At 61.2% G+C, this 13820-nt stretch carries 7 protein-coding genes and 1 pseudogene; 2 read left to right on the top strand and 6 right to left on the bottom strand.

The window, feature by feature from the left end; all coding sequences use genetic code 11:
- Positions 1–2 precede the first annotated feature (2 nt).
- Positions 3–860 (top strand): ABC transporter ATP-binding protein, encoded by an 858-nt coding sequence (locus JL39_RS23580; protein WP_052183085.1) that lies wholly within the window; start codon positions 3–5, stop codon positions 858–860.
- The gene (locus JL39_RS23575) at positions 857–1702 is read left to right on the top strand and encodes a dipeptide ABC transporter ATP-binding protein (protein ID WP_037156542.1); all 846 of its coding nucleotides are present in this window, start codon (positions 857–859) and stop codon (positions 1700–1702) included. The genes JL39_RS23580 and JL39_RS23575 overlap by 4 nt, the downstream gene beginning before the upstream one ends.
- Here JL39_RS23575 and pbpC read toward each other — a convergent pair whose 3' ends face one another.
- The 6 genes and pseudogenes from pbpC to JL39_RS23550 form a co-directional block, all read right to left on the bottom strand.
- Positions 1703–3784, bottom strand: a complete 2082-nt coding sequence (pbpC, locus tag JL39_RS23570; protein WP_037156540.1) for a penicillin-binding protein 1C — start codon at positions 3782–3784, stop codon at positions 1703–1705.
- A 15-nt stretch (positions 3785–3799) separates the two neighbouring features.
- Positions 3800–9247, bottom strand: a complete 5448-nt coding sequence (locus JL39_RS23565; protein WP_037156538.1) for an alpha-2-macroglobulin family protein — start codon at positions 9245–9247, stop codon at positions 3800–3802.
- 136 nt (positions 9248–9383) lie between these two features.
- Positions 9384–10133, bottom strand: coding sequence for an SDR family oxidoreductase (locus JL39_RS23560; RefSeq protein WP_037156536.1), 750 nt, complete (start codon positions 10131–10133; stop codon positions 9384–9386).
- 2 nt (positions 10134–10135) lie between these two features.
- Complete coding sequence (locus JL39_RS32835; RefSeq protein ID WP_280114098.1) at positions 10136–10615, bottom strand: DUF296 domain-containing protein; 480 nt, start codon at positions 10613–10615, stop codon at positions 10136–10138.
- A gap of 381 nt (positions 10616–10996) precedes the next feature.
- Positions 10997–12640, bottom strand: a pseudogene (locus JL39_RS23555) (acyl-CoA synthetase); the annotation flags it as partial.
- Positions 12637–13806: an acetyl-CoA acetyltransferase gene (locus JL39_RS23550; protein WP_037156534.1), complete on the bottom strand. Its 1170-nt coding sequence runs from the start codon at positions 13804–13806 to the stop codon at positions 12637–12639. The gene JL39_RS23550 and the pseudogene JL39_RS23555, both read right to left, overlap by 4 nt.
- Positions 13807–13820 lie beyond the last annotated feature (14 nt).

The following is a 13820-nucleotide window of genomic DNA, read 5'->3' as shown; positions in this document are numbered from 1 at the left end:
ACATGGCGCTTCTGCAAATCGACAATCTCACCGTCGAGTTCGAAACCGCAACCGGCTGGTTCAAGGCCGTTGACGGCGTTTCCATGTCCGTCGAAAAGGGCGAAGTTCTCGCCATCGTCGGCGAATCCGGCTCGGGGAAATCCGTCGCCATGCTTGCCGTCATGGGGCTTCTCCCCTGGACCGCGAAGATTACAGCGGACCGGATGCTTTTCGAAGGTCGCGACATTCAGAAGATCAGCCCGGCTGAGCGCCGCAAGCTGATCGGCAAGGATATCGCGATGATCTTTCAGGAGCCGATCGCCAGCCTGAACCCGTGCTTCACGGTCGGCTTCCAGATCGAGGAAGTATTGCGCATCCATCTCGGCCTCGGCAAAAAGGAACGCCGCGCTCGTGCAATCGAACTGTTCAAGCAGGTGGGCCTGCCCAATCCGGAAGAGCGGCTGAACCACTTTCCGCACCAGATGTCCGGCGGCCAGTGCCAGCGCGTGATGATCGCGATCGCGATCGCCTGCAATCCCAAGCTCCTGATCGCCGACGAGCCGACCACCGCGCTCGACGTGACGATCCAGAAGCAGATCCTCGATCTCATCATGTCGCTGCAGGCCAAGAACGGCATGGGCCTGATCATGATCACCCATGACATGGGCGTCGTAGCCGAGACCGCCGACCGCGTCGTCGTGCAGTACAAGGGCCGCAAGATGGAGGAGGCCGACGTGCTTTCCCTCTTCGAGAGCCCGAAGAGCAACTATACGAAGGCGTTGCTGGCGGCCTTGCCGGAAAATGCCACCGGCGACCGCCTCACCACCGTTTCCGCCTTCTTTGACGGCAATCCGGAACCAGCTCCGGGAGTAAGCGCATGACTGAAAACACCATGCTCGAAGTGCGCAATATCAAGCGCGATTACGAATTGCCGGGTGGCCTCTTCAAGCCGAAGAAGATCATCCATGCGGTAAAAGGCGTTTCTTTCAAGCTCGAACGCGGCAAGACACTTGCGATCGTCGGCGAATCCGGCTGCGGCAAGTCGACACTCGCCCGAATGATCACTTTCATCGACGAGCCGACCTCCGGTGATCTGCTGATCGACGGCAAGAAGGTCGATACGCGTCCCGGCCACCTGACTCAGGAGATGCGCCAGAAGGTGCAGATCGTCTTTCAGAACCCCTATGGCTCGCTCAACCCGCGCCAGAAGATCGGCGATGTGCTCGGCGAACCGCTGGCGATCAATACCGGCATGTCGGCGGAGGAACGGCGGCATCGCGCCAACGAAATGCTGAAGAAGGTCGGTCTCGGTCCGGAGCACTACAACCGCTATCCGCACATGTTCTCGGGCGGCCAGCGCCAGCGCATCGCCATTGCCCGCGCGCTGATGATGAATCCGAAGCTGCTGGTGCTGGACGAGCCGGTTTCGGCGCTCGACCTTTCGGTACAAGCCCAGGTGCTGAATCTGCTTGCCGATCTTCAGGACGAGTTCAACCTCACCTACGTGTTCATCAGCCACGACCTTTCGGTGGTGCGCTATATCGCCGACGAGGTGATGGTGATGTATTTCGGCGAGGCGGTGGAGTATGGCACCCGCGACGAGGTCTTCTCCGGCCCGAAGCACGAATATACACGCACGCTTTTCGCCGCGACCCCCCGCGCGGATATCGAATCCATCCGCGCTCGTATCGCCAGGAAGAACGCGGCAAAAGCCGTCGCCTGACTACTCCACAAACACTCTGACGCTGGCGGCCCGACCGGCAGCGTCGATCACCGTCAGCGTCGAATAGCCGGCGCCGTCGGGCGTCCATTCGTTGGTACGGCGGCGGGAAATATCGCTAAGCGGCCTGCCGTTGGCGAGCCAGCGGAAAGGCGCCCGCCCGCCTTGCAGTTTCAACACCAGTGGCGAGATTTCCCCGGTTTGGGCGCCTAGGTCGACCCGCGCACCTTCGGGCGGATAAACGATCTGCGGCGCCGGTTCCCGCGTGGACGCGGAAATGAGACCATTCGCCGTCATCGAGAAACGCCGCTGGCTGATTGGCAAGTCGGACTGCGCAAGCCGTATGGCGCCCGCAGGCGCTGGAGGCAAAGGCGTGATCGGCACGCCGGATTTCGAGAATGCTTCAAAGAGGATCGGTGCCGCCGTCTGATAACCGGCAATGCCTGGCACCGCACCATTGTCCGGTCGACCGACCCACACGCCCAGCACATATCGCCCATCGAATCCGACCGACCAGGCATCGCGATAGCCGTAGCTCGTACCGGTCTTGTAGGCGATGCCAAGCCTGCGGCTTCCTTGCGGCGGCAGGACGTCCGAGAGGATATCCGCGACATTCCAGACCGCCTGCGGCTCCAGCAGCGGCTCACCTTCGATCGCGCTAGGCTGATCCTTGATTCCGTTGCCGACCCTGACCGGAATGCCCCGATTGGCAAGCGCTGCATAGGCCTGCACCAGATCCTTCAGCGTAATGCCCACTCCACCCAAACCAATTGCTAACCCTGGCGCCTCGTTGGGCGGCAGAACCGGGCGCACCTCGGCACGACGGAAGCGGATCATCAACCGCGATGGCCCGACCGCATCGAGCAGTCGCACCGCCGGCACGTTGAGCGACAATTGCAATGCCTGCCGGACACTCACATCGCCCTGATAACTCATATCGAAGTTCTTTGGCCTGTAGCCGAAGAAATCCGCTGGCCTGTCTTCGATGATCGTCTCCTGGCTGACAAGGCCCTGTTCGAAGGCAAGGCCATAAATGAAAGGCTTCAGCGTCGAGCCTGGCGAGCGGTAGACGCGCGTCATATCGATCCAGCCGGAGCGGCTGGCATCGAAATAATCGGCCGATCCCACTTCGCCGACGATCGCGCCGGTCGTCACATCGGCCATCACCATCGCGAGCGAAATTTTTGGCGCGAGCTTTGTCGCCGCCTCGCGGGCGACCTGTTCCAGCCCCTGCTGAATGCTGCGCTTGAGCGTCGTCCTGTATTCCTGGGCCTTCGGCTGCCTGCGGATCGCCGCTTCGGCGAGATGCGCGGCATAGGCCGGCAACTGCAGGCGCCGCGTCGGGATCGCATCACCCGCGGCCCGTTCTGCCTCGCCATCTCCCAACAAATCCACGACGGCAGATCTCATCAGCACCCGCTCGCGCGCCACTTTGGCGGCGTTGAGATGCCGGTCCGGCCGCCGGCCTTCCGGCGATTGCGGCAGTGCTACCAGAAGCGTCGCCTCTGCCACCGACAGGCGGCGTGGCTCTTTGCCGAAATAGGCAAGGCTGGCTGCGCGCGCACCTTCCAGATTGCCGCCATAGGGCGCATGCGTGAGATAAAGCTCGAGGATTTGCTCCTTGCTCAGTCGCCTCTCGATCTGAAGGGCGCGGACAAGCTGCAGCAGCTTGGCGGAGACGGAACGGGTCTCGCGCGGCTCGATCAGCCGCGCCACCTGCATGGAAAGCGTGGAAGCGCCGGAGACGACCCGGCCGTTAGTGACGAGTTGCAGTGCTGCACGGCCGAGCGCCAGAGGATCGATGCCCGAATGGCTGCGGAAACGCTGGTCCTCATAGGCAATCAGCATCTTCAGGAAGCGCGGATCGACATCTTCAGTCGTCGTCTTCAGCCGCCAGCGCCCTTCCGGCGTCGCGAAGGCCCGCAACAGCTCGCCGTCAGCGTCCAGCACTTCTGCCGAGAAGACATGCGTCTTTTCAAGCGGCGGCGGAAAGGCCCTGTCGGCTGCGTCAAGGCCGACGATCAGCCCCGCCGCAGCGACAAGGCTGATGGCTAGACCGATCGAGAATTTCCATCTGCGTTTCATTGATTGAGCCGCCGCTTATTGCTTGACGACGACCTCCATCTTGCCCGTCGAGGTGCGCGCCGAGAATTGCGGACGATACATGTCCTCCACCTGCGCGGCCGGGTGATCGTAGACGCCCGGTGTTACGGCGCGGACGACATAGGCCAGCGTGATCTGCCGATTGTCGCCGGCGCTCCGGTCGAAGGCCGCAACGAAACGATCATTGCGGAATTCGGTATGAGCGGCCTGTACTTCCTCGATCCAATCAAAGTTGGTGAGGCTGGCACTGTTGACAATGCTCGGATTGTCGATTTCGAAACCTGCCGGCAACAGATCGCTGACGACGATACGCGATGGCCATTCATTGGTTTCGGTGATGCTCAGAACAACGACGTAACGCTCGTTCTGCTGCGCCTCGCTGACATTCACCTCCTCACCGGCCATATTGTAGTAGGTGCGGGTGATCTCGAAGCCGTCACCGCCGGCCGGCAGCGGCTGGGCCGGCGCAGCCACCGTTGTGATCGCCGCAGACAACGGATCGCCGCTATCGTTTCGGATCGTCACAGGATGATCGATGAGCGCATCTCCCGTCATCTGCGACATTAGCGTGCCCCGATGGTCCGCACCATTCACATTGAGCCGCAGGTTGTCATCACCCTTCTGCAGAGCGCGAGCGGCGAGCAGCATCCAGGTCTGTTCCTGTGTACTTGTGTATTTCTTGGTACTCCACTCCTTGGCAACAATGTCCGCCAATGCCGGGACGATCGGCGGCACCGGCTTGCTTTCGGCGGCAAGCGCCAACACGGCAGCGCCGTCGCGCAACGACGAGCCGTAGTCGGAGCGTACCAGGCTCACCTTGTGAATCTGCGCCTGTTCCGACATCTGCAGGGAGTCCGCAAAGATGCTCTTCGACCGCTGGGCATCGCCATAAAGCGAGAGGGCGGCAGCGACATGCGCTTTGGCCAGCGGTGTCGGAAAGTCGTTCAACGCCGTGTCCGCGTAATAGCGAAGATCGCTGATTGCTGCCTTGCGATTGCGGGCGAGCACATAGAGCGCATAAGCGATCTCGTTGCCCTGATCCCGGACGTTATTGGTGTAGCCCAGCGAGTTCTGCAGGCTTTCGAGAGCCTGGACCAACGCCTGTTCCGGGACGTCATACCCTTGCTCCCGGGCGCGTGAAAGAAAGTCCGTCACGTAGGAATCGAGCCAGAGGTCGCCGCCGCCAGGTCCCCACAGGCCGAAACTGCCCGCCGAGGACTGGTAGGAGAGTACGCGATAGATCGCATCCTGCACGCGCTTCTTGACCTCCGCATCGTCGGCCAAACCGTTCTGTACGACCATCTCGCTGAGATAGAGAAGTGGCAGCGCCCGGCTGGTCGTCTGCTCGGCACAGCCGTAAGGGTAGCGGCTGAGGCTCATCAGCAATGCCGGAATGTCGAAGGCGTTCGAGCGACTGACATTGATGCTACCCGAAGCGCCCTGAAGTACGCTATCGGCGAGCAGGTTGGAATCGACCGTGACACTGGCGCCGGGCCGGAGATCGACCAGCCGTCGCTCGGTCACCGGCATCGCAGCCGGCCGTACCGGAATATTGAGCACCTGTTCCAATGACAGGCCGGACGTATTCGATAGGCGGATGGACACAGTCCCGTCACCCGGCTCGATACCGACCAACGGCAGTGTGACACTGGTCTTGGCTCCTGCGGCGAGTTCCACCGGCTTGATCCCGCTCTGACCGACGGCAACCGCATCGCTCGTCGTGACACTGAGGTCGTAAATGCCGGCAGGTCCATCGGCATTGGCAAGATCGAGCCTCAAATTGCTGTCGTCGCCGGGCGCCAGGAATCGCGGCAGACTTGCGGTGATCACGACCGGATCGCGGATCACCACATCCTTCACACTATGCCCAACGCCGGTCTTCGACCAGGCGACCGCCATGACACGCGCCGTGCCATTGAACTGCGGGATGTCGAAGGAGACATTGGCCTTGCCTTCAGCGTCAAGCTTCACCGGTCCCGAAAAGAAGGCGACCAGCTTTTCCTTCGGCGGACTGCCCTGCAACGCAACGCTGCCGCCGTCGCCGCCGGTGCGTAACCGCCCGGTCGCACCCAGCGAGCCGTCGATCAGTCTGCCGTAGATGTCGCGGATTTCAAGGCCGAGACGACGCTGGCCGAAATACCAATCATCCGGCGCCGGCGGCTCATAACGTGTGAGATTGAGGATGCCGACATCCACCGCAGCAACCGTGACATAGGCATTCTCATTGGCACCTGCTCCTGCCACCTGCACGGAAATATCGAGCGGTTGGCGCGGCAGCGTCTTTTCCGGCGCATCGATCGACACCTGCAGATCGCGGCTTTCGGGATCGACCTTCAGCCAGGTAACGCCGATGGCACGCATCGGCATACGGCTCTCCTGTGCCTCGCCGGGACGATAAAGTGTCGCGGTGACGTAAGACCCGGCACCCCAATCGGCCGTGACGGGAACCTCCACCTCGCCGCCACTCTGACCAACGCTGACATTTTGCACCGAGATCAGGTCCTCGGAACCAGAGGTGACCATCAGTTCACCGGCATAACGCGACGAAACCTTGAGCCTGGCGGTGTCGCCGACCTTGTAGCTTGGCTTGTCGAGCGCGATTTCCAGCGCATCGGGGGTTTCGGTCGAGGTAGCGGTCACGAACCAACCGGCATCGAACTCCACACTGGAAACCGGACCGCCGACTTCGGTGGCCTCGATTTCCAGACGATAACGGCCCCAGTTGACCGGAACCGAAATCCTGCCACCGTCAGCCGTTACGTTCACGGTTCCATTGGCGATCTGACTGGTGCGGGTTACCGGCTCGAAACGCCAGGAGGAGCCATCGCGATACCACTGATAATCGCGCTCGACCTTGATCAGTTTCCAGGGCAAGCCCTGTATCGGCTGCTTCCGGCCATCCGCATCAACGACGATCACGGTGAAGTTGCCGACCGAGTTTTCGGCAAGGTCACCTGTAAATTCCGGCTTGATGCCGATCCGCGCGCCATCCGGTTTGACCGGCAGAGCGAGCGAGCGCTCGACGGCGCGGCCGCCGGCCTCCTGCATACGCACCACGATGTCCGCATTGACAAGTTGCGTCGTCGAGGGCACGTCGCTGACGGCAGCATCGAAAGTCGCCTTGCCATCTTCGTCGGTAGGTTCCAGCGCATCAAGCGGAATGCGCACGGCTTCCGTTTCTTCCTCATCAGCGAGGCCGAATTGGAAACCAGGAAAGGCGGCATTCTCACGCGTTGGTTTCAGTGTGATTTCGCCTTCGAGATCGAGGCCGGCGGCTGGTGCACCATAGAGAAAGCGACCATCGACATTGACCGATACCGGCTGGCCGATTTCGATTTCCTTTGCCTCGCTCGTCATGTCGAACTCGACGCGGTCCGGCACGAAATCGTCGACCAGGAAAGTCTTCTCGCCGATCGCCGAGCCTTTCGGATCGGTGAAAATCTGCATGGTCCAGGTGCCACGCATGGCGGTCTCGAGCAGCGGTAGGTCGAGCGCATAGCCACCGAGCGAGCCATTGTTGACCATGCGCCTATCCTCGACGCCGTCCGGACGCAGAAACACGAAGGTGAGCGGCAGATTTTCGATCGCCGTCGCATCGATGTTGCGGGCAAGCGCGCTCGCATGAACTGTCTCGCCGGGTCGATAGATGCCGCGTTCGGTCCAGGGCAGGATGTCGATTGCGCCGGGCGCCGGCCGGCCCGTCACCCCACGGTCTGAAAGGTCAAAACCGGCACGCGTCATGTCTAGGAAGACGTAATCCTGGCCGCTATTCTGAGCGGTCAGAACCGCCGGCACCATTCCCGCGGTGCCACGCATCAGACCCGCAGTGAAGACGGCGCGGCCATCCACATCAGTCCTGGCGGTGCCGAGAATTTCATTGTTTTTCGCAAGGAGCTGCAGATCGACGCCGGCAATGGGTTTCGCAGTGCCGAGCGAGCGGGCGAAGACATGCAGGCCGTCTGTACCGGCATAGGTCGTAAGACCGATATCGGACACCACGAACCACTGCGTCGCCTTGTTATCCCATTCCTGGGTCACGGCATTCGAGGCAGCGGCGGTCAGCACATAGACGCCCGGCTTGCGGGTTGGCAGCACTTCGTCGACCGGAAGGCTCGTCACCACGTCCTTGTTGAGTTCCTGGCCGGTGTCGATCGTGCCTTGCCAAACGAGTTCGCCGTTCTGCTCTTCGATCTGGTTGGCATTGTAGCCGTCCATTTGGGTCAGGAACTGCGAATTGGCGAGCAACGATGCGATGTTCCGGTCACCAATGCGGTAAAGTTTCAGATCCGCCTTTTCCGTGTTGACCGAAATGATCGGAATGCCGCGGCGAGCGGTCGAAGGCAACACAAAGCTGTCGCCGGTGAAACGCACCATCGGCGAGCGGTCCTTGACGTAAATGTCGATATCGACCTGTGCGACGAGCGGCTCGTCCACGGAGGAAGGCAGGCCACGACGAAGCGACAGCTTGTAGCGCTGACCGTGTGTCAGGCCTTCGACGCAGATCTGGTTGTCCTTGGCTTCCATCGCTTTCGGCGCCTGGCCGTCAAGCACCACAAACGGTGCGTAGTCCACGCCGGTCTTCACCAGAGGCTCCGAGAACTGTACGCAGGCACGTGGATTTGCACTGTCGGCATCGACCGTATTGCCGGTCACGCGAAAACCCTGGCGATCACGCAAATCGTTGTAAGCGGCCTCGACGGTGCGGGCATTCACCAGGGCAAGGCTTGCCTTATAGGCGTTGAGCGCTGATCGGTAGTTCTGCTGTTTGGCCAGCGCTGCGGCGAGAACCGCCAGCGCATCGGCGCGGCTTTGCGTCGTGCGGGAGAGTTCATAACCGTTGATCGCGGCAAGCGACCCTTCGCTATCGGCGCTGCTGTTGTCCTTTGCCGTGCCTGCAGCGCGGGCAAGCTCAATCCAGAGCGCACCATCATCCGGTGTGAGGGAAAGGGCGCCCTTGAAGTTATAGATTGCGGTATCGACGTTACCGCGGAGAAGTTCGCTCTGGGCGATGGTCTTCAGGTTCTCGACCCCGTAACCCTGCTGGTTGTCGCCGAGCGTCAATCCGTCCTTCTGTTCACGCGCCTGCTGCAGCAGGTCTTGCGAAAGGAAGGTGAGCTTCGGTGGCGCACCGAGATCCGGCTCTGCCGCTATCTCCACGATCTTGCCGGCAACGGCACCCTGGAAAGAGTTGAGCTGGCCGTAATCCGACTTCAGGAAGCACCATTTAGCTTTGGTATTGTAGGTGAAGGCCTTGCAGCCATTGTCGCCGATACAAGCCGCCTCGCATTGGGCCTGGCTGACATTCTTGACGGTTCTCAGATCAAAGCCGAGATAATCGCCGTCCTGCGTCGTCTCGACGCGGCGCTCAGCCGCAGCCAGGGGCGAGGCCAGAGCAAGCGAGGAGAAAAGAAGAGCGGAAAAGCCGAAAAATGCGCGCCTAGACATGATACGTCCCCCCGTGGCTGCCATCGGATGAGCCAGTTTTCTAATTTATGCAAGGACTTGTCAACGAACCTCGGCACCTGATGCTGCCGAATTTCGTGAAGATGCTGTCACAAAAGAGGATCTGTGCCGGAACGGATCAGGCCATCAGGCCCGCCGCCGTGAAGCCTCCATCGACCGCGAGAATTTGTCCGGTTATATAGGAAGACTGCCGATCATCGATGAGAAAAGCGACAGCCGAAGCAATCTCTTCCGGCCGCCCGTAGCGCCGCATCGGGACGGTGCGATGCCATTCCTCGCGGGTAGTGGCCGTATGGTTTTCCTTGACCATCGGTGTCTCGATCGGCCCCGGCGCGATGGCGTTGACGCGGATCAGGTCATCGGCGAGTTCAACGGCCATGATTTTCGTGAGCGTGATCAGCGCACCTTTGGAGGCGCCATAAGCCGAACGACCGAGATTGCCCTTGATGCCGGAAACCGATGCGATATGGACGATCGAACCGCCGCCGTTTTCATGCAGGACCGGTGCCAGCGCCTGCGAGAGGGCAAAGGCTCCGACAACGTTCACCTCGTAGATTCGCCTCAGCATGTCCGTGGTCGTGTCGGCAAAACGAACATTGGCTGCGATTCCCGCGCTGTTGACGAGCGCGGCAAGCGGAGCGGCGAGCGAACGGCATTGATCCGCAAGCCGCGCCACAGCCGCCTCGTCGGTCACGTCGAGTGCGACGGGCGTGAGCATTGCAGTGCGGTTCCCCATCTTCTCATCGAGACGCGCCAATGCGTCGGCGTCGCGGTCGGCGGCAACCACATGCCAGCCGGCATCGACCAGAAGCTCCGTCGTCGAAAGGCCGATCCCCGATCCCGCACCCGTGACGACGACGCTCCGCATGTTCAGCTTCCTCGTTTTTCGATGATGACCAGTTCGAATGTGACACCGACGGGATTATCGCCTCGCGCAAGCCGGCCGTGATAGATCACGCCCTCCGTATCGACGACTGCGGCGTCGACGGAGGCCCGAAGCCCATCCGCCGTATTTTCAAGCGAGCCGTTTTCGATAGCGATCTCGGTGGCAATGCAAGCGACCCGGTGTCCATCCTCGAAGACCGGTTCATTGATGCTGCCGATACCGTAAATATGGGCGCTCTCGATGCCGTGTTCCCGGCAAACCTCCTCAATCGCCATACCCACGTCCTCGTTGGGCCGCACCCGAAGCAGGATACCGTTCCCCGCGCCGCTTTCCCCCTTGGCTGAAAAGAGCGGGAAATTCGTCTCCGGGTCGGAAACGGAATCGAAGGTCGCGGTCGCACTTCCATAACCTCTGACGGGGATCGGCCGGCTCACCACACTATCGAACGGCAGAACATGCCCCATGCGCAGCATGCCCCCGCCCGTGTCCCAGATGCCGTGACAATGCAGGAAAGGCGAGCCTTCACGTTCGCCGAAGATCGCCGTCGCAGCCCGGAATTTGCCACCCGCTTCCGGCGCGAAGGTCGCGCTGTACCAGGCGGCATGCTCTTTATCGGGAGAGAAAGCCGGCAGCACATAGCGGAACGGATCGCAGGCACCGCCTTCGATGTTGACGAAACCGCCTTTGCAGCCGGCCTCGGAAAAAACACGCGCCACGCCGGCCATAAAGGTTTCGCCGGGCCGTAACACGCCTTCGATAGGCTGCAGCACAGTCCGCACTGCCTCTCGCCGCACCGGCGCGATCGGTCCCGGATGCTTAAGCTGCCGCAGCGCCGGCTTCTCATTAGCCGGCTTCAGATCTAGGTCACCCCGCGCCTGCAGTTCCTCGCGGATCATCTTCTTGGTGATCTTGCCATAAGCGGATTTCGGCAACGCGTCCCAGAAGATGAAGCGTTTTGGCATCTTGTAACGGGACATCTTGCCGTCGATGAAAGCGAACATCTCCTCTTCGCTGGCCGAAACGCCCGGCTTGGCAACACAAATCGCATAACCGACCTCGCCCCAGAGCGGGTCCGGTACGCCGAGGACTGCCACTTCGCTGATCGCGGGATGCGTAAGAAGCTTCTCCTCGATCTCTCGCGGATAGACATTCGAACCGCCGGAAATATACATGTCGGACGCGCGCCCGGTGATGTAGAGAAAGCCCTGGTCGTCCATATGGCCGAGGTCGCCGGTGCGGAACCAGCCGTTGCGGAACGCCTTTTCATTGGCTTCCGGATTGTCGTAGTAGCCGGCAAAGACCGCCGGGCCGATGACGCAGATTTCGCCTGTCTCGAAGGGAGCGACCTCCTCGCCCGTGTCGTTCTGGATCGAGACCTGCATGCCGGTGCGTTCGATGCCGCATGTACCGATCTTCACGCCCGCGCCGTCTTCCGCCGAATGCAGCGCCGGAGGCAACACCGTGATCGCGCCGGTCACCTCGCCGAGCCCGAAATATTGCACGATGACCGGGCCGAGGCTTCTCAAAGCCCGTTTCTGGTCCTCGCGATACATGGGCGCGCCGGCATAGATGACGTAGCGCAGCGAGGAATGGTCGTATTTCTCAGCCGCCGGATGCTCGACCAGGAGCTTCAGGATCGTCGGCACGGTGAACATCGTCGAGACGCGCCACGTCTCGATCAGCGCCCAGGCGGCATCGATATCGAATTTCTCTGTCGGCAATAGGATGGTCTTCACCCCATGCGCCAACTGCGTGAGTTGGTGCACGCCCGCACCATGGGAAAGCGGCGCGACGACCAGCGCCGCATCGGCGGAGGTCACACCCGGCATCAGATCGCAGAGATGATTGTTGATAACGAACGCCATCTGGCCATGAGTCAGCACCGCAGCTTTCGGCCGTCCAGTCGTGCCGGAGGTGAAGAAGAACCAGCAGGGATCATCCCGCTCGATGCGCGCCTCGACTGGCTTTTCCCCATAAAACTCCTCTACGATCGCATCGTAGGAGGGGCCGAAATCGGTCTCGCCGATGCTGAGGACAAAGCCGATCTCAGCATTCGTTTCGCGTGTCACCCGGGCATGATCGGGAAAGGACGCGTTGCAGATCATTCCGGTCGCGCCGCTTGCCCTGGCGAGGTACGCCACTTCCTCCGGTGTCTGTCGGAAATTGGTCGGCACCCAGACTGCTCCGATCCGGAAGCAGGCGAACATGGATTCGAACATCTGGTTGCAGTTCTGCGACTGGATCAGAATGCGGTCGCCCTTGACGACCCCGAAACGCTCCTGCAGCGCCGTTGCCGTTGCATCGATACGCGACTCCAACTCCGCCCAGGTCCAGGTCTTGTCCGCCCAGACGAGTGCGACGCCTTCCGGTTCGCGGCGCATGGCCTGTGTCACGAAGCGGGCAAGGTTCATCACCCGCGTCGAGCGCGGGCTAAGCCCACCCCTCGGATCGGCATGACCACCGGCGGCAACCGAGGCGATCGCATTCATTTCGTCCGCTCCAAGATGGAAACATAATTGGCGACCGCAGCGCCGCCCATGTTGAAGACGCCGGCGAGCGCCGCACCCGGTATCTGCATCTCGCCCGCCTCGCCGCAAAGCTGCATCGCCGCCATGACGTGCATGGAAACACCCGTCGCTCCAATCGGATGCCCCTTCGATTTGAGCCCACCGGACGGATTGACGGGCAGGCGGCCGTCCTTACGGGTGATGCCTTCGCGAATGACGCGGTAACCCTCTCCGGGTTTGGCGAGCCCCATCGCCTCGTACTCAATGAGCTCGGCAATGGTAAAGCAGTCATGTGTCTCGACAAAACTGAGATCATCGAGAGAGAGGCCTGCTTCGGCGAGCGATTTTTTCCAGGCCATGCGAGCGCCCTCGAAGGCGATCGGATCGCGCCGCGACATGGCGAGGATGTCGTTCACATGGTTGCGTGCCTTGAAGGCCACCGCACGCTTCATGCCGGCGGCGACCTCCGGTGCTGCGATCACCAGCGCTGCCGCGCCGTCGGACACAAGCGAGCAGTCGGTCCGGCGGAGTGGAGCCGCGACATAGGGGTTTTTGTCGGAAACCGTGTTGCAGAAATCGAAGCCAAAGTCCTTCTGCATATGAGCATAGGGATTCTTCATGCCATTGGCATGGTTCTTCGCCGCGATCATCGCAAGCTCTTCCGAGCGGTCGCCATATCGCTGGAAATAGTGGCTGGCGATGCGGCCAAAGAGCCCTGCGAAACCGCCTTCGACATCTGCCTCCTCCTCGCGGTAGGATGCTGAAAGCAGGATATCGCCTGTCTCTTTTGTCGGTAGCGCCGTCATCTTTTCAGCACCGACGACGAGCGCGATCCTGCCGCGCCCGGAAGCGATGAAATCAAGCGCCGAATAAAGCGCGGCCGAGCCCGTCGCGCAGGCGTTTTCCATGCGTACGGCTGGAACGTGATCGAGGCCGTCGGCTGCCATCGCCACCAGCGCTCCCTGGAAATCCTGCTTCGAAAAGCCGTTGTTGAAAACGCCGACAAAAATCCCGTCGATATCGCTTGCCGTGATGCCGGCATGCTCCAAAGCCGGATTGATCACCTCGGCCATCAGTTCCCGGGTCGAGCCGGCCTCTGACTTGCCGAATTTCGAATGCGCCCAACCGACAATCTGTGCTCCTGACATGACCTTCTCCTTCG

The sequence above is a fragment of the Rhizobium sp. YS-1r genome (assembly GCF_000757525.1).
Lineage (GTDB): Bacteria > Pseudomonadota > Alphaproteobacteria > Rhizobiales > Rhizobiaceae > Neorhizobium > Neorhizobium petrolearium.
Note: the sequence above shows the minus strand (reverse complement) of the source record. Positions and strands in the feature narration are given on the sequence as shown.

Bases quoted from the DNA above. Each gene is read 5' to 3' on its own strand.
- JL39_RS23580 (WP_052183085.1), top strand. From the start codon at position 3: ATGGCGCTTCTGCAAATCGACAATCTCACCGTCGAGTTCGAAACCGCA.
- JL39_RS23575 (WP_037156542.1), top strand. From the start codon at position 857: ATGACTGAAAACACCATGCTCGAAGTGCGCAATATCAAGCGCGATTAC.
- pbpC (WP_037156540.1), bottom strand. From the start codon at position 3,784: ATGAAACGCAGATGGAAATTCTCGATCGGTCTAGCCATCAGCCTTGTC.
- JL39_RS23565 (WP_037156538.1), bottom strand. From the start codon at position 9,247: ATGTCTAGGCGCGCATTTTTCGGCTTTTCCGCTCTTCTTTTCTCCTCG.
- JL39_RS23560 (WP_037156536.1), bottom strand. From the start codon at position 10,133: ATGCGGAGCGTCGTCGTCACGGGTGCGGGATCGGGGATCGGCCTTTCG.
- JL39_RS32835 (WP_280114098.1), bottom strand. From the start codon at position 10,615: ATGGGGCATGTTCTGCCGTTCGATAGTGTGGTGAGCCGGCCGATCCCC.
- JL39_RS23550 (WP_037156534.1), bottom strand. From the start codon at position 13,806: ATGTCAGGAGCACAGATTGTCGGTTGGGCGCATTCGAAATTCGGCAAG.